23 protein-coding genes are annotated in these 23,510 nt (G+C 67.9%); 9 read left to right on the top strand and 14 right to left on the bottom strand.

The window, feature by feature from the left end:
• The first annotated feature begins 98 nt into the window (after positions 1 to 98).
• Positions 99 to 1,733 (top strand): long-chain fatty acid--CoA ligase, encoded by a 1,635-nt coding sequence (locus tag SLQ33_RS14200; protein ID WP_319454503.1) that lies wholly within the window; start codon positions 99 to 101, stop codon positions 1,731 to 1,733.
• Here SLQ33_RS14200 and SLQ33_RS14195 read toward each other — a convergent pair.
• The 4 genes from SLQ33_RS14195 to SLQ33_RS14180 form a co-directional block, all read right to left on the bottom strand.
• Complete coding sequence (locus SLQ33_RS14195) at positions 1,730 to 2,932, bottom strand: lipid-transfer protein (protein ID WP_319454502.1); 1,203 nt, start codon at positions 2,930 to 2,932, stop codon at positions 1,730 to 1,732. The genes SLQ33_RS14200 and SLQ33_RS14195 overlap by 4 nt on opposite strands.
• A gap of 55 nt (positions 2,933 to 2,987) precedes the next feature.
• Positions 2,988 to 3,326 carry a DUF732 domain-containing protein gene (locus SLQ33_RS14190; RefSeq protein WP_319454501.1) on the bottom strand — a complete coding sequence of 113 codons (339 nt, stop codon included), beginning with the start codon at positions 3,324 to 3,326 and terminating at the stop codon, positions 2,988 to 2,990.
• Positions 3,327 to 3,430: 104 nt separating this feature from the next.
• On the bottom strand, positions 3,431 to 5,245 hold the full coding sequence (locus tag SLQ33_RS14185; protein WP_319454500.1) for a serine/threonine-protein kinase: 1,815 nt from the start codon (positions 5,243 to 5,245) through the stop codon (positions 3,431 to 3,433).
• 100 nt (positions 5,246 to 5,345) lie between these two features.
• Positions 5,346 to 6,485, bottom strand: a complete 1,140-nt coding sequence (locus SLQ33_RS14180; RefSeq protein ID WP_319454499.1) for a BTAD domain-containing putative transcriptional regulator — start codon at positions 6,483 to 6,485, stop codon at positions 5,346 to 5,348.
• Between the two features lie 109 nt (positions 6,486 to 6,594).
• On the opposite strand from SLQ33_RS14180, the gene SLQ33_RS14175 reads away from it, so the two are divergent.
• Positions 6,595 to 7,650: a dihydrodipicolinate reductase gene (locus SLQ33_RS14175; protein WP_319454498.1), complete on the top strand. Its 1,056-nt coding sequence runs from the start codon at positions 6,595 to 6,597 to the stop codon at positions 7,648 to 7,650.
• Between the two features lie 27 nt (positions 7,651 to 7,677).
• Here SLQ33_RS14175 and SLQ33_RS14170 read toward each other — a convergent pair whose 3' ends face one another.
• Complete coding sequence (locus SLQ33_RS14170) at positions 7,678 to 8,721, bottom strand: zinc-binding dehydrogenase (RefSeq protein WP_319454497.1); 1,044 nt, start codon at positions 8,719 to 8,721, stop codon at positions 7,678 to 7,680.
• 49 nt (positions 8,722 to 8,770) lie between these two features.
• On the opposite strand from SLQ33_RS14170, the gene SLQ33_RS14165 reads away from it, so the two are divergent.
• Entirely contained in the window at positions 8,771 to 9,244 is a 474-nt protein-coding gene (locus SLQ33_RS14165; RefSeq protein ID WP_319454496.1) for an SRPBCC family protein, read from the top strand.
• Positions 9,245 to 9,248: 4 nt separating this feature from the next.
• On the opposite strand, the gene SLQ33_RS14160 is transcribed toward SLQ33_RS14165, so the two are convergent.
• A complete protein-coding gene (locus tag SLQ33_RS14160) occupies positions 9,249 to 9,980 on the bottom strand; it encodes an HAD family acid phosphatase (protein WP_319454495.1) in 732 nt (243 codons plus the stop codon).
• Between SLQ33_RS14160 and SLQ33_RS14155 the strand changes: the two genes are divergently transcribed.
• On the top strand, positions 9,961 to 10,872 hold the full coding sequence (locus tag SLQ33_RS14155) for a patatin-like phospholipase family protein (RefSeq protein ID WP_319454494.1): 912 nt from the start codon (positions 9,961 to 9,963) through the stop codon (positions 10,870 to 10,872). The genes SLQ33_RS14160 and SLQ33_RS14155 overlap by 20 nt on opposite strands.
• Positions 10,873 to 10,875: 3 nt before the next feature.
• Here SLQ33_RS14155 and SLQ33_RS14150 read toward each other — a convergent pair whose 3' ends face one another.
• Positions 10,876 to 11,859, bottom strand: a complete 984-nt coding sequence (locus tag SLQ33_RS14150) for a patatin-like phospholipase family protein (protein ID WP_413467650.1) — start codon at positions 11,857 to 11,859, stop codon at positions 10,876 to 10,878.
• Positions 11,860 to 11,873: 14 nt separating this feature from the next.
• The gene (locus tag SLQ33_RS14145; protein ID WP_319454493.1) at positions 11,874 to 12,098 is read right to left on the bottom strand and encodes a hypothetical protein; all 225 of its coding nucleotides are present in this window, start codon (positions 12,096 to 12,098) and stop codon (positions 11,874 to 11,876) included.
• A 122-nt stretch (positions 12,099 to 12,220) separates the two neighbouring features.
• On the opposite strand from SLQ33_RS14145, the gene SLQ33_RS14140 reads away from it, so the two are divergent.
• A complete protein-coding gene (locus SLQ33_RS14140) occupies positions 12,221 to 13,942 on the top strand; it encodes a SulP family inorganic anion transporter (protein WP_319454492.1) in 1,722 nt (573 codons plus the stop codon).
• A gap of 41 nt (positions 13,943 to 13,983) precedes the next feature.
• On the opposite strand, the gene lpqV is transcribed toward SLQ33_RS14140, so the two are convergent.
• Entirely contained in the window at positions 13,984 to 14,418 is a 435-nt protein-coding gene (lpqV, locus tag SLQ33_RS14135; protein ID WP_319454491.1) for a lipoprotein LpqV, read from the bottom strand.
• 112 nt (positions 14,419 to 14,530) lie between these two features.
• Here lpqV and SLQ33_RS14130 point away from each other — a divergent pair, with 112 nt between their 5' ends.
• A complete protein-coding gene (locus tag SLQ33_RS14130) occupies positions 14,531 to 15,055 on the top strand; it encodes a cysteine dioxygenase (RefSeq protein ID WP_319454490.1) in 525 nt (174 codons plus the stop codon).
• Positions 15,055 to 15,435 carry a rhodanese-like domain-containing protein gene (locus SLQ33_RS14125; RefSeq protein ID WP_319454489.1) on the top strand — a complete coding sequence of 127 codons (381 nt, stop codon included), beginning with the start codon at positions 15,055 to 15,057 and terminating at the stop codon, positions 15,433 to 15,435. Before SLQ33_RS14130 ends, SLQ33_RS14125 begins: the two co-directional genes overlap by 1 nt.
• A gap of 4 nt (positions 15,436 to 15,439) precedes the next feature.
• Here the strand turns inward: SLQ33_RS14125 and SLQ33_RS14120 are convergent, their stop codons facing one another.
• The 3 genes from SLQ33_RS14120 to SLQ33_RS14110 are packed head-to-tail and all read right to left on the bottom strand — an operon-like array spanning position 15,440 to position 19,022.
• A complete protein-coding gene (locus SLQ33_RS14120; RefSeq protein ID WP_413467651.1) occupies positions 15,440 to 17,179 on the bottom strand; it encodes an alpha/beta hydrolase in 1,740 nt (579 codons plus the stop codon).
• 9 nt (positions 17,180 to 17,188) lie between these two features.
• On the bottom strand, positions 17,189 to 17,962 hold the full coding sequence (locus SLQ33_RS14115; protein WP_319454488.1) for an enoyl-CoA hydratase: 774 nt from the start codon (positions 17,960 to 17,962) through the stop codon (positions 17,189 to 17,191).
• A 19-nt stretch (positions 17,963 to 17,981) separates the two neighbouring features.
• A complete protein-coding gene (locus SLQ33_RS14110) occupies positions 17,982 to 19,022 on the bottom strand; it encodes an enoyl-CoA hydratase/isomerase family protein (RefSeq protein WP_319454487.1) in 1,041 nt (346 codons plus the stop codon).
• Between the two features lie 159 nt (positions 19,023 to 19,181).
• Between SLQ33_RS14110 and SLQ33_RS14105 the strand changes: the two genes are divergently transcribed.
• Both SLQ33_RS14105 and SLQ33_RS14100 read left to right on the top strand, forming a co-directional pair.
• Positions 19,182 to 20,027, top strand: coding sequence for a Bax inhibitor-1/YccA family membrane protein (locus SLQ33_RS14105; RefSeq protein WP_319454486.1), 846 nt, complete (start codon positions 19,182 to 19,184; stop codon positions 20,025 to 20,027).
• A 165-nt stretch (positions 20,028 to 20,192) separates the two neighbouring features.
• Positions 20,193 to 21,062: a hypothetical protein gene (locus SLQ33_RS14100; RefSeq protein ID WP_319454485.1), complete on the top strand. Its 870-nt coding sequence runs from the start codon at positions 20,193 to 20,195 to the stop codon at positions 21,060 to 21,062.
• A 37-nt stretch (positions 21,063 to 21,099) separates the two neighbouring features.
• Here the strand turns inward: SLQ33_RS14100 and SLQ33_RS14095 are convergent, their stop codons facing one another.
• Together SLQ33_RS14095 and SLQ33_RS14090 are read right to left on the bottom strand one after the other, a co-directional pair.
• Positions 21,100 to 22,317, bottom strand: a complete 1,218-nt coding sequence (locus SLQ33_RS14095; RefSeq protein WP_319454484.1) for an acetyl-CoA C-acetyltransferase — start codon at positions 22,315 to 22,317, stop codon at positions 21,100 to 21,102.
• 63 nt (positions 22,318 to 22,380) lie between these two features.
• Positions 22,381 to 23,349 carry an SGNH/GDSL hydrolase family protein gene (locus SLQ33_RS14090; protein ID WP_319454483.1) on the bottom strand — a complete coding sequence of 323 codons (969 nt, stop codon included), beginning with the start codon at positions 23,347 to 23,349 and terminating at the stop codon, positions 22,381 to 22,383.
• Positions 23,350 to 23,510: the final 161 nt, after the last annotated feature.

The following is a 23,510-nucleotide window of genomic DNA, read 5'->3' as shown; positions in this document are numbered from 1 at the left end:
CGCAAAACGTTCCATGCCGCCGAGCGGCCCTTGCCGAACCGCCGCCGCCGTTAGCTCGCGCGGCTACCATCGCGCCCAACCGACCGAGGGAGCCGACGATGCGCAGCACCATGCAGGACGTCCCGTTGACCGTCACGACGATCATGCGATACGCCTCGGACGTCAACGGCGACCGCACCGTGACCACCGCCATGGGTGGCGGCCGCTACCGCACGACCACGTACCGCGAGCTCGGCGAGCAGGCCGCGCGACTGGCCAACGCGCTACGCGGACTCGGCATCACCGGTGACGAACGCGTCGGCACCTTCATGTGGAACAACGCTGAACACCTCGCGGTGTATTTGGCCGCGCCGTCGATGGGCGCGGTCCTGCACACGCTCAACATTCGGCTCTCGCCCGAACAGATCGCCTACATCGCCAACGAGGCGGAGGACCGGGTGATCGTCGCCGACCTCTCGTTGGCCGCGCAGCTCGCTCCCGTGCTCCCGTTGCTGACGACCGTGCACACGGTGCTCGCGGTCGGCGACGGCGACCTCGCCCCGTTGCAGGACGCCGGGAAGATGGTGGTGCGCTACTCCGACGCGTTGGCCGGCCGGTCGCCTTCCTTCGACTGGCCCGAGCTCGACGAGAACTCAGCCGCCGCAATGTGTTACACCAGCGGCACGACCGGCAACCCGAAGGGCGTCGTCTACAGCCACCGGTCGGCGTATCTGCATTCGATGAGCACCTGCACCACCAACGTGCTCGGCGTCGGGGTCGGCGACTCCGTGCTGCCGATCGTGCCGATGTTCCACGCCAACGCCTGGGGTCTCCCGTATGCGGCGTTGATGGCGGGGGCCGACCTCGTCTTGCCCGAACGCTTCATGGACGCAACGTCGCTCGTCGACCTGATCGAGACACAGCGGCCGACCGTCGCCGGGGCCGTGCCGACCATCTGGAACGACGTGCTCAACCATCTGGAACGCAATCCGGGCCACGACATCTCGTCGCTACGGCTGGTGGCGTGCGGCGGCTCCGCGGTGCCGTTGTCCATGATGAAGGTGTTCGAGGAACGCTACGGCGTCCGGATTCAACAAGCCTGGGGGATGACGGAGACCTCTCCGGTGGCGACGGTTGCCATCCCGATCCCTGGCGTCACCGACGAACTGTCCTGGGCGTTGCGCTCCAGCCAGGGCCGGGCGGCGTGTGGCGTCGAGGTCCGCATCGTCGACGACGCGGGCCACCCGCTGCCACACGACGGCAAGGCCGTCGGCGAGATCGAGGTGCGGGGGCCGTGGGTCACCGGTTCGTACTACCTGGGCCGCGACGAGTCGAAGTTCGACAACGGCTGGTTGCGCACCGGCGACGTCGGGTGCGTCGACCCGCTCGGCTTCGTCACGCTCACCGACCGCGCCAAGGACGTCATCAAGTCCGGCGGCGAGTGGATCTCGTCGGTCGAGCTCGAGAACCACCTCATCGCGCATCCCGCGGTGCTCGAGGCCTCCGTCGTCGCCGTGCCCGACGAGCGTTGGCAGGAACGCCCGCTGGCCGTCGTCGTGCTCAACGACGGTGCCGACGCCACCCCGCAGCAGCTGCGGGAATTCTTGGTGGACAAGGTGGTTCGCTGGTGGCTGCCCGAGCGCTGGACCTTCGTCGACCAAGTGCCGCGCACCAGTGTCGGCAAGTACGACAAGAAGACGATCCGGGCTCGCCACGCCGACGGCGAGTACGACGTGATCGAGTACCGCGACTAGCGTTCGGCGCGCTGGTAGGCCGTGACGACGGCCGCGCCGCCGAGGCCGATGTTGTGCTGCAGCGCGGCGGTGACGCCGTCGACCTGGCGCTTGTCGGCGGTGCCGCGCAGCTGCCAGGTCAGCTCGGCGCACTGAGCTAGCCCGGTGGCGCCGAGCGGATGGCCCTTGGAGATCAGCCCGCCCGACGGGTTGACCACCCAGCGCCCGCCGTAGGTGGTGTCGCCGTCGTCGATGAGCTTGGGCGCCTCGCCCTCGCCGCACAGCCCGAGCGCCTCGTACAGCAGTAGCTCGTTGGCCGAGAAGCAGTCATGCAACTCGATGACCTGGAAGTCGTGCGGACCGAGCCCTGATTGGTCGTAAACCTTCTGCGCCGCTTGGACGTTCATGTCGTAGCCGATGATGTTCGCGGCGCTGCCGTCGAACGTGCTGGCGAAGTCGGTGGTCATCGCCTGGCCGACGATCTCGACGGCCTGGGCGGCCAAACCGTGCTGGGCGACGTAGTCCTCGCTGACCACGATCGCTGCGCCCGACCCGTCGGAGGTGGGGGAGCACTGCAGCTTGGTCAGCGGGTCGGAGATCATCTTGGCGGCCAGGATGTCGTCGAGCGTGTACTCGTCCTGGAACTGGGCGTACGGGTTGTTCACCGAGTGCTTGTGGTTCTTGTAGCCGATCTTCGCGAAGTGCTCGGCAGTGCTTCCATATTTCTTCATGTGCTCGCGGCCCGCGGCGCCGAACATCCACGGCGCCACCGGGAATGCCATCGTGTCGGTCTCGTTGAGCGCGACGATGTGACGCATCAGCGGCGACTCGCGGTCGTCGGCCCCGCCGCCGAGGGAGCCGGGCTGCATCTTCTCGAAGCCCAGCGCGATGACGCAGTCGGCGAGCCCGCCGCGGATCGACTGCGCGGCAAGGTAGAGCGCCGTCGAGCCCGTCGAACAGTTGTTGTTGACGTTGACGATCGGGATGCCCGTCATGCCAAGCTCGTAGAGCGCGCGCTGGCCCGACGTCGAGTCGCCCGAGCAGTACCCGACGTAGCCCTGCTCGACGTCGGTGTAGGGGATGCCGGCGTCCTCCAGCGCCTTGGTGCCGGACTCCTTGGCCATCTGCGGGTAGTCCCAGCCCTCCCGGCGACCGGGCTTTTCGAACTTCGTCATTCCGACTCCGACGACGAAGACCCGATTCTTGCTGGTGTTGGCCATGATCCATCCCTTCGCTGCGCTGCGGTTGTTTGCAACATACCGCCCGCAATTGGGATCAGGAGAACAGGTCGGTGTACTCCGGGCAGTAGATTCCGACGGCCGAGACGATGAACGCGGCGGCCTGGCGGGTGGTCAGATCCGAGTTCGCAAGGATCTCGTGGCCGAGCTCGCCAATCGAGGCGCCGTCGTCGAACGCGCTGCACACGTAGTGCCCGTTCTCGATCGCCGTCTTGGGCGAGTCATAGCCGATGCCCTCGCTCTGGAGCTCGTTGAGGAACTGGTCGTCGGCCGAGCTCAACGCGCTGGCGGTGCCCGCGGTGGCGACGGCGGCCAACCCGAGTGCGCCTGCGACGAAGGCGGTTCCGGCGAGCTTGGCGACCTTGTGAGCGAACATGGTGACTCCCTGGTGACGTCGTGGTTGCTCCGGAGGATTTCCGGACTGACGTCAGCCTCTGACGGGGGCCTTTGCGGATTCTTGGAAGATTCTTGGCGCGCCGCTCAGCTGTAGTTGAGCCACCAGTTGTACAGCGACTCGAGGTTGCTGCTCTGGACGTCGGCGAGCATCAGATCCTGCCGCTGGCTCCACATGACGTCGGCGCTGCCCTGATAGGTACCGCAGCCCACCTGACCAGCGACGACCTCGGCATTGCTCTTGAAGTTCCAGTCCTGGGGCGAGTCCATACCCGTGCCCGGACACTGGAGCACCTCTTCGTTCTCCGCGAGCGACTGGTCGAAGTGGTCCTGCAGCTCGGCGTCCGTCGCGAACAGCGAGTACCGCGCCGCGTCCGGGCCGTCGGGCTGCGTCGACTTGCGGCAGTCGACGGTGGCCAGGGCACCCGGCGCAGGCGGGCTGACGATCTCGCACACGCTGGTCGGGTAGCCCGACGGAATCAACGCCATCAGCTTGGCGCCGAACGAATCCGGATTCACCGTCGGCGTCGGCTCGTCAGTGGTGGACGTCGGCTTCGACCGTGACGTCGACACCTTCGTGGGCGACTTGGACGTCGACGTCGGTCCGGCGGCGTTGGTGTCGTCGCCACCGAGCGCAAGCACGATCCCGATGGCGCCTGCGACCAGGACGACCACGGCGACGATCGCCCCGATGACGATCAACGGGACCTTGTTGCCGCCCTTCGGTTTCGAGCCGGGCGGGGGCGGTGGCGTCCACGCGCCACTCGCCGATGCCCCACCCGGAGGCGGCGGCGGACCGGTGAAGCCGTACTGCTGCGACGGCGTCGCCGTCGGGAACGAGCCGGGCGTCGGCGTTGCGGGGAACGAGCCGGGCGTCGGCGTTGCGGGGAACGAGCCAGGCGTCGGCGTCGCGCTATACGGCGCATAGCCGGGCGGCGGTGGGGGAGGCGGCATACCCGGGGGCGGCGTCAGCGTGGGAGCGGCGAGGGTGGCGCCTTGATCGGCAGGCATACCCGGCGTCGTCGCCGCCTCGCTGCGCTGCACGATGGTGTTGGCCTGGCCCTTGTCGCTTTCCGTCAACGCCTGCTGGGCCGCCATCGCCATGTCACCCGCGGAGGAGAACCGCTCCTCGGGCTTCTTGGCCATGCCGCGGGCGATCACCTGGTCGAACGCCGAAGGGATGCCCGGGCGTTCGACGCTTGGCCGCGGAATGGGCTGCATCAAATGGGCCGTGATGACGACGCTCACGCTGTCGCCGCCGTAGGGCTGCGAACCCGTCAGGCACTCGTGCAGGACACAGGCCAACGCGTAGATGTCGGCGCGGTAGGTGACGTCGCCGCTAGTGAACCGCTCGGGCGCCATGTAGGCGTACGTGCCGACGGCGGTGCCCAATTCGGTCAGCTTCTCGTCGCTGGCGGCGTTGGCGATGCCGAAGTCCACCAGATAGGCGAAGTCCTCCCGGGTGACAAGGATGTTCTCCGGCTTGACGTCGCGGTGCATGATGGCGCTCTCGTGCGCGGCGTCCAGCGCCGAGGCGACCTGCCTGACGATCGCCACCGCGCGGGCCGGCGTCATGGGCCCGTAGTTCTTCAGCAGCTTGCGCAGATCCGAGCCGCTGATCATCCGCATGTCGACGAAGAGCACGCCGTCGATCTCGCCGTAGTCGTGAATCGGCACCACGTGCGGTTCCTGCAGCCGCCCCGCGGAGTGGGCCTCGCGCTGGAGTCGCTTGCGGAACACCGGGTCGTGGGAGACGCCCTCCGGCAGCAGCTTCAACGCGACGGTGCGGTCCTTGACGGTGTCCTCGGCCTCATAGACCTCACCCATGCCGCCCTTGCCGATCAGCCGTAGCAGGCGATAGGGCCCGAACTGGGTGCCCTCCCGCGACGTCGGCTCGCTCATGTGCCGTCTCCTCGAAACACCGCGAAACATCGGCACCCCGGTGACGTGCCGGTTAGCACACTAGTGCGTTGCTGAATTCAGGACAGCCGAACCACTTCCGTCAGGTGGGGGCGGGCGCGCGGAGCTCGAAGGTGAACTCGTAGTCGCAGATGCGGATCACGTCGCCGTGGGCAAGGGTGGCCGTGCCCCGAATCCGCTCGTCGCCCACCTCGACACCGTTGGCCGAGCGCAAATCGGTGATGACGAAGCTCGTTCCCGTATCGATGATGACGGCGTGATGTCTGCTGACGTTGACGTCGTCAAGCACGATCTCGTTGTCCGGCAGGCGCCCGATCCTGGTGGCCACCGCTACCAGCGGATGGCTCATCCCCGTCGCGAAGCGCAGGAACGCGACCGACGTCTGGGCTCCGACGGCGGTGCGCGCGTCGATGCTGTTGATCTTGTGCACCGCGGTGGTGAGCGCGGCCTTGCGGACGTTGAGCGGTTCCTGTCGCAGGATGCGTTCGTGCAGGTTGCGGACCGTTTGGCCGGGATCGATCCCGAGATCGTCGGCCAGGGTCGACTTCAACCGTTGGAAGGCGTCCAACGCGTCGGACTGCCGTTCGGACAGGTAGTACGCCGTGATCAGCTGAATCCACAGCGGCTCGCGATACGGATGTTCGGTCACCAGCGCCTCGAGCCCGCCGATCACGCCAAAGGCGCGGTTGCAGGCGATCTCGGCCTCCGCGAGGGCGGTGTGCGCGACGACCTTGTCCTCGACGAGTGCGGTGGACAACGGCTCGACGAACTGAAAGTCGCGCAGGTCCTCGAGCACGGCCCCGCGCCATTCGGCGAGCGCATTCTGCAGATGCCTGCTGGCCTGCTCGAACTGGCTGGCGGCGGCCGCCTGCACGCCCGCGTTCTTCGCGGCGACGAAGCGGCCGAGGTCGCAGTCGGCGTCGGCGATCGCCAGCCGGTATCCAGGTGGCGCACTGGCCAGCACCGACTTCGGCTCGAGTCCGGCGTTCGATACCAGTTTGCGCAGGTTGGAGACGTACGAGTGCAGGCTGGCCTTCGGTTCGGGGGGAGGGAACTGCTCCCAGGCGGCGTTGACAAGCGACTCGCTGCTGACCGGCCGGTTGCGGCCGATCACCAACATCGCCAGCACCGCCCGTTGCTTCGGCGTGCCCAACGGCAGGGGGGCGCCGTCGGCGGTCATCTGCAGCGGGCCGAGCACGCCGTACTCCAGTCGTTTTCCCATTACCGGCAATTGTGCCGCCCAGCGCCAGAGTTTCCACCGTTTCGGGTGTCCGGGTGGTGTAGATGTAGTTAGAACGTGTTCTAGTTTTCGGCGTCGAAGGGAATGCGAGATGGCATTGCGGGTCGTGCAGTGGGCGACGGGCGGCGTCGGCATCGCCGCGATCAAGGGCGTGCTCGAGCATCCCGACCTCGAACTGGTCGGCTGCTGGGTGCACTCGGAGGCCAAGGGCGGCAAGGACGTTGGCGAGCTCGCGGGTATCGAGCCGCTCGGCGTCGCCGCGACCAACAGCGTCGACGAGATCCTCGCCCTCGACGCCGACGCGGTGATCTACTCCCCGCTGATGCCCAATCCCGACGAGGTGGCGGCGCTGCTGCGGTCGGGCAAGAACGTGGTGACGCCCGTCGGGTGGTTCTACCCCGGCGACAAGGAGGGGGCACCCCTGCGCGCGGCGGCGGTCGAGGGCAACGTCACCCTGCACGGCACCGGCATTGCGCCGGGCGGCATCAGCGACAAGTTCCCGCTGATGATGTCGATCATGTCGACGGGCGTGACATTCGTTCGCGCCGAGGAGTTCTCCGACCTGCGCACCTACGACGCGCCCGACGTGCTGCGCTACGTGATGGGTTTCGGCGACACCCCCGAGAAGGCCCTGACCGGACCGATGCAGAAACTGCTCGACGGTGGCTTCATCCAGTCGGTGAAGATGATCGTCGACACCATGGGCTTCAACGCCGATCCGCAGATCCGCGCCACCCAGGAGATCGCCGTCGCCACGGCGCCCATCGACACCCCGATGGGCGCGATCCAGCCCGGGCAGGTGGCCGGGCGCAAGTTCCACTGGGAAGCGCTCGTCGGCGACGAGCCCGTGGTCCGCGTGACCGTGAACTGGTTCATGGGTCAGGAGAACCTCGATCCCCCATGGACGTTCGGACCCGCGGGTGAGCGCTACGAGATGGAGGCCAAGGGCGACCCGGACTTCTCGGTGACCATCAAGGGTTTCCAGCCCGAGACCGTCGCGGAGGGCCTCGAGTGCAACAACGGCATCGTCGCCACGGCGGCGCACTGTGTGAACTCGATTCCCGCGGTGTGTGCGGCCGAGCCCGGCATCGCTACGTACCTCGACCTGCCGCTGATCAGTGGGAAGGCCGCGCCGCGCCTGCGGTGAGCAGTGCGACGCGACCCGTCGGATCGGTCACGGCCGCACCAGGATTCGGATCGGGTCACCGTCGGCCTTGTCGAGTTTCTCGATGCCGAGCGCGACGTCCTCCAGATCCACCACCTCGCTGATCGAGCGGGACAAGTCGAGCCGCCCCAGCGAGACGAGCTGCGCCAGCGTGCCGATGTCGGCGTTCTGATAGCCGAGGTGGCCCAGTACCTGACGCTTGAACAGATTGAAGATCGACGTCGGCCCGATGGACGGAGTGTCGGCGCTCATGCCGACGCCGACCAGCCGGCCGCCGACCGTCAGGCTGTTCAGGGCCTGCTCGAACGTCGACTTCAGCCCGACCGCGTCGAACGCGACGTCGAGGTTGCGCCCGCCGGTGGCCTCGGCGATCTTCGCGGGCAGGTCGGCGTCGCGGGCGTCGAACGCGTAGTCGGCGCCGACGGCCAGCGCCCGGTCGAGGATGGTGGGCTTGATGTCGACGGCGATGATCGGGGCCGCGCCGACCAGTCGGGCCAGCTGGACCATATGGGTGCCGAGACCGCCGACGCCCCACACGCCGACGGACTCGCCGATGCCGACGGCGGCCGTCCGCACGATGGCGCCGTATGGCGTGGACACGGCGTCGGCCAGGATCGCGGCCTGTTCCATCGGCACGTTGTCCGGAATCCTGGTCAGCCCGAACGCCTGTGCCACGGTGTACTCGGCCCAGGCGCCGTCGTAGGCGAACGCCATGAGGCGGATGCGCAGACAGTTCGACATGTCGCCGCGGGCGCAGTTCACGCATTCCAGGCACGGCTTGCCCGCGGCCACCACCACCCGATCGCCCTCGGCCCAGCCGGTGACGCCTGGCCCGAGTTTGGCGACGGTGCCCGACGCCTCGTGGCCCTGCGTCACCACCGGCAACTGCGAGGGGAAGGTGCCGTTGATGAGGCTGAGGTCGGAGTGACAGATGCCGCAAAACGCGACCTTGATCAGCACCTCGCCAGGGCCGGGTTCGGGTACCGGAACGTCTTCCACCGCAATCGTTTTGGAGTCTGCGTAGAACCTCTGGGCCCTCATCGTGTCGGCCATGCCGCTCCCTTCGTCGCGCGTCGTGGTACTTGGGGGTACCATCGCCATCATGGCGCAGCCGATGGTGGTCAAGCAATCACGGGCAATTCCGGTGACCCAGGAGGCTGCGTTCAGCGGCACCGTCCCGATCCCGCTGCCCACACTCTTCCACCGCTGGTACGGCCCCATTCCACCGATCAAGGCGGTGAACGACCAGACCGGCGACTGGAACACCGTCGGGCAGAGTCGCACGGTCGTGTTGACCGGCGGGGGCAGCATGCGCGAGCAGCTCACCTCCTACGACGAGCCGAAGTCGTTCGGCTACACCCTGTCGGACGTCAAGGGTCCGCTCGCGCCGCTGGTGGACCACGTCGACGGGCTCTGGTCCTTCGAGTCCGTCGGCACGGGAAGCAGGGTCACCTGGCAGTGGGCGATCCATCCCCGCTCGGCGTTCACCGCCCCGCTGCTGCCCGTGTTCGGCAGGCTGTGGCTGGGCTACGCGCGTCGGTCACTCGAGGAGTTGTCGGACCAGTTGGTGGGCTGATGGCTCAGGGAATCCGGTAGAACGGGTTCGGCAGCAGGAACGTCCGTTCGGCGAAACCCCCCGCCAGGTCCGACGGCTGATCGCCGACGTTCGCGATGATGGTGTAGCCGTCGGCCTCGATGTCGGCGCGTTGCGGCGCCTTGAAATCCGCCGCTGAAGAGTAATGTGCGCCAACGGGTTCCATGACGAGGCCCGCGTATCCGTCGTATCCGACGTCGCGCAGGTTGCGTTCGGTGGCCGTACGCTGCGACTCGTCGCGACCGGTGATGAAGAAGATCGCCGCACCACGATCCCGGGCAGTCGTGAAGACGTCCATGGTCGGCGGGAGCACCGTCGAGGAGGCCCTCAGGTCCCACGCCCGCCAGCCGCACGGGCCCTGCGGAAGCGTGGTGCACGGGCCGTCGATCACCCGGCCGAAGTCGTTGGCCTTGATCGCCTCCCAGTTCGACAAGGCGGTCTCGTCGATGTCGAACACCACCGCGGGCCGGTCCACGCGGGGCGCCTCTTCGTCGATCCACGCGGCCGCGGGCGCCGCAGCCAGCTGCAGGTCGGTCAGGTAGGCGCCGCTGTCGTAGTAGCCGACGGCCTCGGTCTTGAGGTCACCGACGTTGGCGGGCTGCACGGGCGGCGGGAGGATCGGAACCGGTGGGGCAGGCGGTTCCGCGACGGCCACCGGGGTCGCCGCGATCAGCGCGCACACGGCGACGGCGGAGGCGATGCCGGCGCGTCTGAGCACGCGATGGAGCCTAGCGGGACCGCGTTTGGCACACTCGGTTCCCGTGAACGGACTGGTGCTTGCGGGTGGGGGATTGGCGGGTATCGCCTGGGAGACGGGGATCCTGCGCGGCATCGCCGACGAGGCGCCGGACACCGCCCAGGCGCTGTTGGCCTCCGACGTGCTGCTTGGCACCTCGGCGGGGGCAACGGTGGCCGCGCAGCTCGGCAGTGGGGCCTCGCTCGACGAACTGTTCGCCCGGCAGGTCGCGGACACGTCCGCCGAACTCAACTCCGGCGTCGACCTCGACGACATCAGCGCGCTCTTCATCGACGCGATGTCGGTCCCAGGCGTCACGAAGGAGCAGAAGCTGCAACGCATCGGCGCCATCGCACTGGGCAGCGCGACCGTCGCCGAGTCCGTGCGCCGCGACGTGATCGCCCACCGACTGCCCAACCACGACTGGCCCGATCGGGTGCTGCGGGTGACGGCGATCGACACCGCGACGGGCGAACTGGTGGTGCTCGATAGGCACGCGAACGTCGCGTTGGTGGACGCGGTGGCCGCCAGTTGCGCCGTGCCAGGCGCGTGGCCACCCGTCACGATTGGCGATCGGCGCTACATGGACGGCGGCGTCGGAAGCACCGTCAACATGGGGGCCGCCAGCGACTGCGACTCCGTCGTCGTGCTGGTGCCCTCCGGGGAGACGTCGCCGTCACCGTTCGGGGATGGGGCAGTCGCCGAAATCGCGGCCTTCCCCGGCGCTACCCTGACCGTCTTCGCCGACGACGATGCGCTCGCCGCGTTCGGCCGCAACCCGCTCGACCCGGCGTGCCGGATTCCGTCGGCGCACGCCGGACGGGCACAGGGCCGCCGCGAGGCGTCACGGGTGGCCACGTTTCTCAATGTCTGAGGTCTAGGTATCTGACTCGCGGTCGACGAACGTGTCGAGCGCGATCGCGGCGAGCTCCTGGCCGATGTCGATGACCTCTCCTGCGCGGTAGAACTCGAGGCTGCGGCACGCCGTACGCGGCACCTCGATCAGCACGTCGGGCGGATACGCCGCGAGCGTGTGGCGCATCAATGCCGACTGCGCGATGTCGATGGCGCGGTTCATCACCTCGAAGCCGCCGAGTTTGGGTACCGGCATCGGGTCCGCGTCGCGCACGGAGTCGACCTCCGTGCCGTCGTCGGCCGACCCGTTGAACCGGCTGAGTACTGAACGCGCGGTCGGCGTGTCGAGCAGCGTGCGCGCCGCGCTCGTGTCGAGCAGCGCCGTCGTATTGCGCCACATCCTGCTCAACAACTCAGCGCTGGGCCGGGACTCGGGCCGCGAGCCGTGGAAGGGGTCGTCGCCGTTGAGGCTCACGGCGATGGTCACGTCGGCGTTGACCGCGGCGATCGGCGCCATGGGAAGTGGGTCGAGGATGCCGCCGTCGGCGAGCAGTCGACCGTCGTGCTCGTGTGGGGTGATCACCCCGGGGATCGCGATGGACGCGCGGATCGCCGCGTCGACCGGACCGCGCTGGAGCCACACCGACTTGCCGGAGATGAGGTCGGTGCTGACCGACGTGTACGGGATCGGCAGGTCCTCGATCGCCACCTCGCCGAGGATGTCGCGGACCTTGTCGAGGATCTTCTCGGCCCGCAGCACGCCCGCCGCCGTGAGCGACGGGTCGAGCAGGCGGAGCACGGCCCGTTGCGTCAAAGAGCTTGCCCACTCGGTGTATTCGTCGAGCTTGCCGGCGGCCTCTAGACCGCCGACCAACGCTCCCATGGAAGACCCCGCGATGCCGACGATCTCGTGCCCACGGTCGCGCAGTTCGTTGATGACGCCGATGTGGGCGTAGCCCCGGGCCCCGCCACTACCAAGCGCCAATGCCACCCGCATGGTGGCCATTGTCCACTGCTTGGTTAGCAGCCCACTCGGGAGAAGAACGCGACGGCGACGAGGCCGATGATGAAGGCGACTGCCGGCTGTCCGCTGGACAGGGCCACCGCGACACCGGAGATGGCCGCGATGGCGATCAGAAGCAGAACGATGCCCATGAGCACCTTCATGCCGTTGATCGATCCGTGCGCAGCAGGCGGTAGGTCGGTGCGGATGCGTTCGACCTGGCCGTCGTTGGGTCCGGGCATCTGGCGTCCTCTCAAGCAGTGATGAGGGACACAGTGTAACCGACATTGTGACTGGCGCCACAACATGTAGATGGGCTAATTGCCTGGTGGCGCGGCGTTTCCGGGTCGCTGGCCTTGCCGGCGTGGCAGTGTTGTTGCGCGTGACGGACGGGCGGTCCAGAGTGCGCACTGCGCTGGCCGGTCTCGGGCGGCCACGGCCGCGCGATGCGTTCGCCGGCCTCGTCACCGGGCTGTTCTCCATCCCCGAAGGCATGGCGTACGCGAGCATCGGGGGCTTCAATCCCGTTGCGGGGCTGTACTCGGGGATGCTGTCGACGATCCTCGGCTCGGTATTCGCGAGAACCGTGCTGATGGTGACGACGCTGACGAGCGCCCTGGCTCTTTCGTCGCGAAGCGTGCTGACCGCGGCCGGACTCGATCCTGGCGACCCGGCGAACGTCGCCGCGCTCGCGCTGGTGGTTGGTGCGGTGATGCTGCTGTTCGGGCTGCTGAAGTTCGGTGCCATCATGAACTTCGTCTCCAACGCGGTCATGACGGGGTTCACCACCGGTATCGCCGTCCAGATCATCGCGGGCGTCATCTTCGATGCCACCGGGTACAAACCCCAGAGCCACAACACGATTCGCAAGTTCGTCGAGGCGTTCGCCAACGTCGGCTCCTGGCAGCTTGCGCCGTGTCTCGTCGCATTGGCGACGGTGGCGGTGTGGGCGGCCTTCCACCTCGTCAAGCGGTTGAAGGCCTTCGCGACGCTGATTGCGCTCGTCGTGGTGACCGCGGCCGTGACCCTGCTGCACGCCGACGTCGAGACCGTCGGCGACATCGCTTCGATCCCGAATGCGTTGCCGCCGTTCGTGTTGCCGAACCTCGACGCGATCCCTGGCCTACTCGCCGGCGGGCTCGCGGTGGCGTTGGTGGGGCTCGCCCAGGCGGCGGGCATCTCCGCGGCCGTGCCGAACCCCGACGGCAGCCGGCCAAAGACCTCGCGCGACTTCACCGCCCAGGGCGTGGCGAACCTGGCGGGCGGTTTCTTCGGTGCGCTGCCGACGGGTGGCTCGTTGTCCCGCACCGGCGTTGCGGTTTCCGCTGGGGCGCAGACGCGGTGGGCGGGCATCTTCGCCGGCCTGTGGCTGACGGTGCTCGTCCTGCTCGCCGGGTCGCTCGCCGAACTGATTCCGATGCCCGTGATCGGCGGCCTCATCCTCGTCATCGGCGTCGAACTGGTCGCGGGCCGGTGGGCCGACATCAAGCTCGTGTTGCGGACCGCGCCACTCTCGGCCGTCGCCATGGTCATCACCTTCGTCGCCACCACCGAACTGCCGCTGCACCAGGCGATCCTGATCGGGGCCATCACGTCGCTGGTGCTCTACTGCGTGAAGGCGTCGCAGTCGGCCACGCTGGTGGCGTTGCGTCCGGACCCCGACGGCGGATGGGACCGCGCCGACGTCCCCGACGCCTGCCCAAGCAACGAGGTGACCGTGCTGCACTACGCGGGCGTCGGACTGTTCGCCGAGGTGCCGCGCATCGACGAGCTCTGGCCGCGGGTGGCCGATTCGCGCAACGCCGTCGTCGTGCTGAGCATGGGCACGCTGCCCGACGTGCCGTCGTCGAAGGTCATCCGCGCCATCCGCAAGTGGGCCTCCGACCTGGATGCCAACGGTGGTCGGCTCATCATCGCCGGGGTCAGCCCGGCCGTCGAGAAGGTGCTCGACCGCGGCGGCCTCACCGAGGTGCTCGGCGACGACGGCATCGTGCCCGGCACCACCCGGATCTTCGGAGCGGTCGACGAGGCCCTGGCGCGCGGTCGGCGCTGGATCGCGCAGCGCTCCGAAGCCTCCGGCGACTGACTTCCGACCGCCGTGATTTAAACGGGTCGGTTAGCTGGGCGTCACCCGCAGAGGTCGTTGGCCGCGGCCTCGGCGGCGACGATCACGGCGGCTTGGCGCCCTGGGGGCAGTTGTGACCACGCGGTGCCGAACGTGCCGGGGCCCGCCTGGTCCGACGATTGCAAGCTGCTCAGATACGGCTCGAACTGAGTCTTCGGGTCGCCACCCTGCGCGGTCATCCACATCGTCGCGGCATGGCAGGCCTGGAAGTACTCCTCCTCGGTCGACTCGGCGGGCGCCCCAACGGCCGTCGTGACGCCACCGGGGGACCGTCCGACCGCACCGGGGGCCGCCGTGTGCGTCTCGAGCGTCGAGGTCGGCGTGCTGGCGGCCGACGGGGTCGACGTCGTGGACGGGGCCCCGTCCGAACCCGACGAGCACCCGGCGAGGGCGGCGGAACCGACCATGATGGCGGCGAGGATCGGGTAGCGGCGCATGACGTCAATCTATGCAACACTCGGCACCGTGCCGGAGCGGACCGTATGTCAGGAGTGTTGTCGGGCTTGATGCCCGCCCCCTGACCCTCCGGCTCTTTGGAGTTGCCCTCCCATGTCCCTCGCTTCCCCGTCCCTGGTCGCGCCCACTCGATTGCGTTTGCCCGACCTGCTCCACGCCACCGACCGAGCCGCTGACGCGGTGCTCTCCGGCCGCTACGACCACCTGTTGCCGGCCGGCGGCCCGCCGACCGACGATCGGTGGTTCACCCGGCTTCTCGGCGACGACGAACTCGACGTCTGGCTCATCAGCTGGGTGCCCGACCGGTCCACCGAACTGCACGATCACGGCGGGTCGCTCGGCGCGCTGACGGTGGTGTCCGGGGCGCTTTCCGAAACCCGCTGGGACGGAGCCGCGTTGCGTCGCCGTCGGCTCGCCGCCGGTGACCAGGCCGCGTTCCCGCTGGGCTGGGTGCACGACGTCGCGTGGGCCCGCGATAGCGTGACGGTGAGTGGTCCCACGCTCAGCGTGCACGCCTACTCGCCGCCGCTGACGGCGATGTCGTACTACGACGTCACCGAGCGGAACACGCTGCGCCGCAACCGCACCGAGTTGACGGACAAACCCGAGGGGGACTGATGAGCCGCATCGACGCGGTACTGGACCGCGCCCGTGCCCGGTTGGTCCGGCTCGACGCCCGCGACGTGCCCGTTGCGCTGGACCGTGGCGCGCTGCTCGTCGACATCAGGCCCGCCGCTCAACGCGCGCGCGAGGGCGACGTCCCCGCCGCGCTCGTCATCGAACGCAACGTGTTGGAGTGGCGGTGCGACCCCACCAGCGATGCGAAGCTGCCCGAGGCGATCGGGGACGACGTCGAATGGGTGATCCTGTGCTCCGAGGGCTATACGTCGAGTCTGGCCGCGGCGGCGCTGCTGGACCTCGGCCTGCACCGTGCCACCGACGTGGTCGGCGGATACCACGCGCTGAAGGCCGCAGGCGTACTCGCGCAACTGAACTGAGCCGTCAGCTCGAATAGCCCCTCAGCAGCAGCGGGCGCAGCCGCTCCGTCTTCTCCGGTGTCCACCCCGGCGGCTGGAGGATGGCCGCCCACGCGTTCGCGACGTCGCGGATGTACACGTGGCCATGCCCGTCCGGTACGTCGACGGCCACCGCCATGTCCGCGGACACCTGCAGGAACGTGACCACGGGGATCCACTCCATGGTCGGCGACACGTCGTAGCCGCGGGGCTCACGCAGCCAATCCGGTTTGGAGAACAGCAGTTCCGGGTTCCACCAGGCGATGGGGTCCGACGCGTGCTGCATGTACACCACACGCGGTTGGCCCCACGGATCGTCCGGTCGACCGAGGTTCTGCGGTTCCGCGGTGAAGCGGACGTACTCGCCCTTGTCGTAGATCGGTAGCCACTCCGGCGAGCCCTCGTCGCGGTTGTTCGTCAGGTCGGTCCAGATGGTGTTGTTGAACGTCGGCCCGGAGAACAGGGCGCCGTCGGTGCGGGCGATCAGGTTGTTGAGCGAGAGGAACGGCGTCTCGCCGCCGAACGAACCGAGGCTCTCGCCGAACACCACCAGCTTCGGGCGCTGGCCCTCCGGCCGCTCCCGCACCAGCTCGTCGACCGCTTCGAACATTGCCTGGCCGGCCTGGCGCGCGTTCTCCTTGTCGACCAGGAACGACAACCAGCTGGGCAGGTACGAGTACTGCATCGACACGATCGCGGTGTCGCCGTTGTACATGTATTCCAGCGCCGACGCCTCGGCCGCGTTGATCCAGCCGGTGCCCGTCGTCGTGGCCACGGCGACCACCTTGCGATCGAGCCCACCGGTGCGCAGGAGTTCCTGGGCGGCGAGCCTGGCGGTTTCCTTGATGTCGTCGCCCGAATTGAGGCCCGCGTAGGCGCGGATCGGCTCGATGGCCTTGGCGCCGTTGAACTCACCGAGCTCGTCGACGGTGGGCCCGCCCGCGACGAAGACGCGGCCCTGATGTCCGAGCGACTCCCACGACACCTGCGACTGCGGACCCCCCGAGCGCAACGTGCTCGTGGGAGCGGGGTTGTCGGGGTCGAGCTCGTCGTTGACCGACGCGAACGACTTGTTCAGCACGTCCATGCCGACCCGCACCACGACACCGTTGAGCAGGGCGACGGTGACGATGAGCAACAGGCTGACCACCACCACCGCGGACACCCGGGGCGGGGCGATGCGATCAAGCAGGCGGACCAGGTAGCGCACCAATTTGCCGACCAGCTGGCCGATTTCGACGAACGCGAACAGGAACACCAACGCCAGCACCGCGGTCTGCGGGTGGGCCCAGAAGCCGAGCCGCGGCACGCCCATGAAGTCGCGGACGTCGTCCTGCCAGTGGTGGAAGTAGACGATGGCCAGGATCTGCCCGATGACGGCGACGACCGCCAGCGTCAGCCACGCCCACCGAGGCGCAGGCGGGCTGGTCTCCTTCGACTGCATGTAGCGCACCAACCACACGCCGAAAACGCCGAGCCCGTAGCCGATCGCGCCCGCGGAGCCGCTGACGATGCCCTGGAAGAGCGGCCCGCGGGGTAGCAGCGACGGCGTCAACGACAGCCAGATGAACACCAACCCGAGGGCCGTCCCGAAGAACGTGTAGTGGCGAAGCCACCAGGCGTGCCTGGCTGGCGTCGCGATCTCACCCTCGGCGGCGGCAGCGGGTGTGTCGGTCGGCGTGGGCTCCTCCGACTCCTCGGATTCCTTGGCGTCGGTCTCGGTCACTAGGGAAGATTAACGGTGCCGAAAGTTCGGTGGGCGCTTCTCGGTGAACGCGGCCATGCCCTCGGTCTGGTCGTCGGTGGCGAAGGCCGAGTGGAACAGCCTGCGTTCGTAGAGCAGACCTTCGGTCAAGGTGGATTCGAAAGCCCGGTTGACGGCTTCCTTGGCCATCCTGGCGGCCGAAAGCGACATGCCCGCAATGGTGGTCGCGATGGCCCTGGCCTCGTCGAGCAGCGTGTCGGCGGGCACGACCCGCGACACCAAACCGCTGCGATCGGCCTCTGCGGCGTCGATGGTGCGGCCCGTGAGGATCAGGTCCATCGCCTTGGCCTTGCCGATGGCGCGGGTGAGCCGCTGCGAGCCGCCCATGCCGGGCAGCACGCCGAGCTTGATCTCGGGTTGGCCGAACTTGGCCGTATCGGCGGCGATCAGCACGTCGCACATCATGGCGAGCTCGCACCCGCCGCCGAGCGCGTAGCCGGACACCGCGGCGATGGTGGGGGTGCGGGTGGCTGCGAACTTGGCCCACGGCGCGAAGAAGTCGGAGGCGAACACGTCGGCGAACGACAGGTCGGCCATCTCCTTGATGTCGGCACCGGCCGCGAACGCCTTCTCGTTGCCTGTCAGGATGATCGCGCCGATGCCGGGATCGGCGTCGAATTCTGCTGCTGCCGTGGTGACTTCGGCCATCACCTGGCTGTTGAGCGCGTTGAGCGCCTTCGGTCGGTTCAACGTGATGAGGCCGACGCGGTCCTCGGTGGTGACGAGGATGGTCTCGTAGCTCATGACTGCTCCTAATGCCCGTCTAGTTGGGAAAGGTCAGGTCGGGATCGGCGGAGGCGAAGTACGCCTCGACCTCGGAAGCGTCGCACAGAGTGAGGTTTGGCGGCGACCACTTGGGGTTGCGGTCCTTGTCGATGAGTAGTGCGCGGATGCCCTCGACGAGGTCGTGCGAACGCAGCGCCGCGCACGACGTCCGAAATTCTTGGCGCAGAACGTCTTCCAGGGTGTCCAGCTTGGCGGCGCGGCGGACGGCCTGCAGTGTGACGGCCAACGCGATCGGGGAACGGCTGGCGATCAGGTTGGCGGCGTCGTTGGCCGGTCCCGCATCGTGTCCGCGCAGCGCGGCGAGGATGGCAGGCACTGTCTCACCGGAGAAGCACTCGTCGATCCAGCGTCGTTGTGCGAGTAGCGGACTCGCGGGCGGCTCGACGGCGTGGGCGGCCAGCGCGGCGTCGGGCCCGTCGGCGAGCACCGCCGCCGTGAAGGCGCCGAGCGCGTCGTGCGGAACGAAGTGGTCGGCGAACCCCATCGCAATGGCGTCGGCGCCGGAGAACGGAGCGCCGGTGAGCGCCGCGTGCAGACCTAGTTGCCCTGGGGCGCGCGCCAACAGATAGGTGCCGCCGACGTCGGGGATGAACCCGATGCCGACCTCGGGCATGCCCAATTTCGTCGTGTCGGTGACGACGCGTGTGCTCGCGTGCGCGCTGACTCCGACGCCACCGCCCATGACGATGCCGTCCATCACCGCCACGTACGGCTTGGAGTAGCGCGCGATACGGGCATTGAGCACGTACTCGTCGTGCCAGAAGGCGCGGGTCTTGGAGCCGCCGACCTGCGCGTCGTGGTAGATCGCGACGACGTCGCCGCCCGCGCACAGCCCCCGCTCGCCCGCGCCGGTCAACAGCACGGCGTGGACGGAGTCGTCGTGCTCCCAGTCGTCGAGCGCCTTGGCCAGCCCGGCCACCATCGCGTCGGTGAGCGAGTTGATGGCCTTGGGCCTGTTCAGCGTCACGTGGCCGATGCCGTTCTCGACATTTACTAGGACATCCTCGTTTTCTGCCACGACAGCAATGTAGATCGTCGCCCGTTCGCTACGCACGCCGGGTAACCTTTCCCAAGAAGTTCACAGGTTCGGCGGTTGGGTCGGGAACCAAGCCTCATCGCCGCACGTTGAGTCAGTGTTCGCAATACGCGAGCCACAGCATTAGGAGAGGATCCGACGGTGCGCGAGAGCAGCAACCCGGTATTCAAGTCCCTGCCGAAGACGCAGGGCGGATACGCGCAGTTCGGTACCGGAGCCGCCGGCTACGGTGCTCAGGCGGTACACGCCGACCCCTACGCGGCTCAGCCGTACACCGACCAGCAGTCGGGCGTCACGCAGCCTCTGACCATCGACGACGTCGTCACCAAGACGGGCATCACGCTGGCCGTGCTGACCGTCTCCGCGGTCGTGTCGTACTACCTGGTGTCGATGAACCTGGCGCTCGCCATGCCGCTCCTGTTGGTCGGCCTGCTCGGCGGCTTGGGACTGATGCTCGTCGCCATCTTCGGCAAGAAGCAGGACAACCCGGCGATCGTGCTGAGCTACGCCGTGCTCGAGGGCATGGTGGTCGGCGCGTTCTCGTTCGTGGTCGCCAACCTCATGGTGTCCGGCATCAGTGCCGGTGCACTGATCAGCCAGGCGGTCGTCGGTACCTTGGGCGTGTTCTTCGGCATGCTCGTCGTATACAAGACCGGTGCCATCCGGGTGACGCCGAAGCTCACCCGCTGGATCGCAGCGGCTGGCATCGGCGCGCTTGTGCTCATGATCGTCAACTTCGTGGTCGGAATGTTCACCGACGGAGCGGGCCCGCTGCGTGACGGCGGACCCATCGCGATCATCTTCTCGCTCCTGATGATCGGGCTTGCGGCGTTCTTCTTCCTCACCGACTTCGACTCCGCCGATCAGATGATCCGCGCGGGTGTTCCGTCGAAGGCGGCGTGGGGTATCGCGCTCGGACTGACGGTCACGCTCGTCTGGCTCTACCTCGAGATCCTGCGGCTGCTCAGCTACTTCAACAGCGACTAGCGGCCGCTCCCCGAAAGCCCGGCACGGTGTGCCGGGCTTTCGTTTTGCCCGGACCTCACCTTCCTCCCCGCCGAAACTGCTCACAGATCGCGATTCATCCACAAATTGCGATCTCGCCGCAGTCTCGCGGGCTGAGTTGCGGCAGCGATCAATCAGTGTCGATGCATGCGCATCAACGATTGCCCCTTCGTCGGCAGTGAAGCCATGACTGCGAGCCTGGTCACGAAGTTCGAACTGCGTCGAAGGTTCACGTCGGTGTTTCCCGACGTATATCTGCACCCGGCCGTCGAGCCAACGCTCGATCACCGGGCTCGGGCCGCTTGGTTGTGGTCCCACCGGGAGGGTGTCATCGCCGGACTCACCGCATCGGCCTTGCACGGTGCGAAGTGGGTGGACGACTCGCTACCGATCGAACTGGTATGGCCAAATGCCCGGCCGGCCGAGGGAATCCGCACTTACGACTACAGACTCGGAGGCGATGAATTCTTCGAGCTCGACGGCATGCGCGTCACGACGCTCACGCGCACGGCGTTCGACATCGGCCGACGACGCGGTCGACTCGAGGCCGTGTCGCGGCTCGACGCGCTTGGGAATGCGTCGCGTTTTCGTGTTGGAGACGTAGCGGCTTTGGCGGCGCGACACCGCGGTGCACGAAACGTGCGGCGGCTCGCCGTCGCGCTCGACCTCCATGACCCGGGTGCCGAGTCGCCCAAGGAGACGTGGTTGCGAATGCTGCTCATCGACGAAGGCTTTCCGAGGCCGCAGACGCAAATCCCGGTGCTTGGGCCCGATGGCCAACCGCTGTACTTCCTCGACATGGGGTGGGAGGACCTGAAGGTGGCCGTCGAGTACGACGGAGAGCACCACCGAACGGACCGCCCAAGCTACGCCAAGGACGTCATCCGGCTGGAGTACATCGGTTCGGTGGGCTGGCTCGTGATACGCGTACTCGCCGAACACCGTCGGCCCGACATCGTGCGTCGAGTACGCGACGCCCGAGCGTCGAGACTGCTGACAGATCGCGAAATTCCGTGAAATTGCGATCTGTCAGCAGTCTCGGCGAAAGGGAGAGCTAGCTCAGCCGCTCCAGGACCATCGCCATGCCCTGGCCGCCGCCGACGCACATCGACTCGATGCCGAACGTCTTGTCGTACGTCGTGAGGTTGTTCAGCAGCGTCGCCGTGATCCGGGCGCCGGTCATGCCGAACGGATGCCCCAGCGCGATCGCGCCGCCGGAGACGTTGAGCTTGTCCTCGTCGATGCCGAGCGCCCGCGCCGAGCCGAGCACCTGAACGGCGAACGCCTCGTTGATCTCGACGAGGTCGATGTCGGAGATCTCCTTGCCCGCCTTGGCCAGCGCCTTCTTGATGGCCTCGATCGGGCCAAGGCCCATGATCTCCGGCGACAGCCCCGACACCCCGGTCGACACGATGCGCGCCAGCGGGGTCAGCCCCAACTCCTTGGCCTTGGTGTCGCTCATGATGACGACCGCGGCCGCACCGTCGTTCAGCGGGCACGCGTTGCCGGCCGTGATGGTGCCATTGGGCCGGAACACCGGGTTGAGCTGGCTGATCTTCTCGTACGTGGTGCCCGCGCGGGGGCCATCATCGGTCGTGACCGTCGTTCCGTCGGGCAGCTTCACCGGGACGATCTCGCGCTCGAAGAAGCCGCTCTTGATGGCGTCCTCGGCGCGGTTCTGCGAACGGACGCCCCAGTGGTCCTGGTCCTCACGGCTGATGCCGGTGAACAGCGCGACGTTCTCGGCCGTCTGGCCCATCGCGATGTAGACGTCGGGGATGTTGCCGTCGTCACGCGGGTCGTGCCATTCGTCGGCGCCGGCAGACTGCGCGGTGGTGCGCTCCTGCGCCTCGTCGAACAGGGCGTTCTTGCTGTTGGGCGCACCGTCGGCCGCACCGACGCCGAACCGCGACACGGTCTCGACGCCCGCCGAGATGAACACGTCACCCTCGCCGGCCTTGATCGCGTGGAACGCCATCCGCGTGGTCTGCAGTGACGACGAACAGTAGCGGTTGACCGTGGTGCCTGGCAGGAAGTCGTATCCGAGTTCGACGGCCACGGCGCGGGCGACGTTGTAGCCGGCCTCACCGGCAGGCTGAGCGCAGCCCATCATCAGGTCGTCGATGTCCTTGGGGTCAAGCGACGGCACCTTGTCGAGCGCGGCGCGGACCATCTGCGCGGCAAGGTCGTCCGGACGCATGGTGGCCAGAGATCCCTTGACCGCACGTCCGATTGGCGAGCGAGCGGTAGCGACGATGACGGCTTCAGGCATGGCTGCCTCCTAGGTGCGAATTCGGCGTTGCACGCCGGCGGTCGAGTGTGACTACCCGAGAACCTAGCTCGTCGCAGGTGCGACGATCGGCGCGGGTACGCCAGTGGTCCGTCGCCACAGCCGGCTGACCTGACCGACGCGACCCAGCAGCGCGCCCGCGTCGATTGAGCGCGAGCGCAGCGCGGGCGGTTCCTCGGCCGCACTCGTCAACACGCCCAACGCATTACACAGCGCGGGCAGCAGCTGGCTTGCCGCCAACGAGTAGCCGGCCGCGGACGGGTGGAACATGTCCGACGAGAACAGCACCTCGGGCGCCTTGAGGAACTCGGGTGCGAGCAGGTCGGAGAACGGCACCGCGACGCCGCCCGCGCCGCGCACGGCGGAGGCCTGCAGCCGGGCCAGGCGCAGCCCGCGCGTGCGCGCCACCAGGCGAAGGGGCTGCGGAATCGCGGTGATGAGGCCGAAGTCGGGGCAGGTGCCCACCACGACGACCGCACCGCTGGCGCACAACCGCTGCACCGCCGCGCCCAGCCGTCGCGCCGATGGCGAAAGACCGTTGACCGCGGTGATGTCGTTGGCGCCGATCATGACCACGGCGGCGTCCGGCGGCGGCCCCGCGACGAACATCGCGTCGATCTGACCCGACAGCCCCTTGGACGTGGCCCCGACGATCGCCTTGGTGTTCAGCCGAATCCGCTTGCCCGACACCTTCGCGAGCTCCCGCGCGATCAGCACGCCGGGGACTTCCTCGGCATCGACGCACCCGTAGCCGGTCGCCGTCGAGTCGCCGAACACCATGAGGTGCAGGTCGAACGGCACCCCGCGGTGCCACTTCTCGACGGGGCCCCCGGCAGGGGAGTAGACGCCGTCGGCGCGGGGTGGGACGTCCCAGGACTTGGGGATGACGAGGCGGGCCTTGTCTGCCTGCACGTTCAGCAGGTTACGGGCTCCGAGTACGGCGGAACCCGTCGATGCGACAGCGGCCGCGGCGGCAATCGCAATGATCGACCCACGCGGTGCACGTATGCCCACGCGAGACAGTTTAGGGCCGGATCGGGCTGCCATCCGCGTGGCGGCATGCCAGAGGCGGTCACATTGCGGTATCAAGTCCGGTACGAATGCGGATTCTTTGTTTGTTGAACAAAACGTAGGTGTCAAGCTAAGTTACCTGGGTTGCCTAAGGAAGTAGCAGG

This window comes from Mycobacterium sp. RTGN6, assembly GCF_033804605.1.
GTDB lineage: Bacteria > Actinomycetota > Actinomycetes > Mycobacteriales > Mycobacteriaceae > Mycobacterium.
This window is presented reverse-complemented; position numbering and strand designations above follow the sequence as displayed.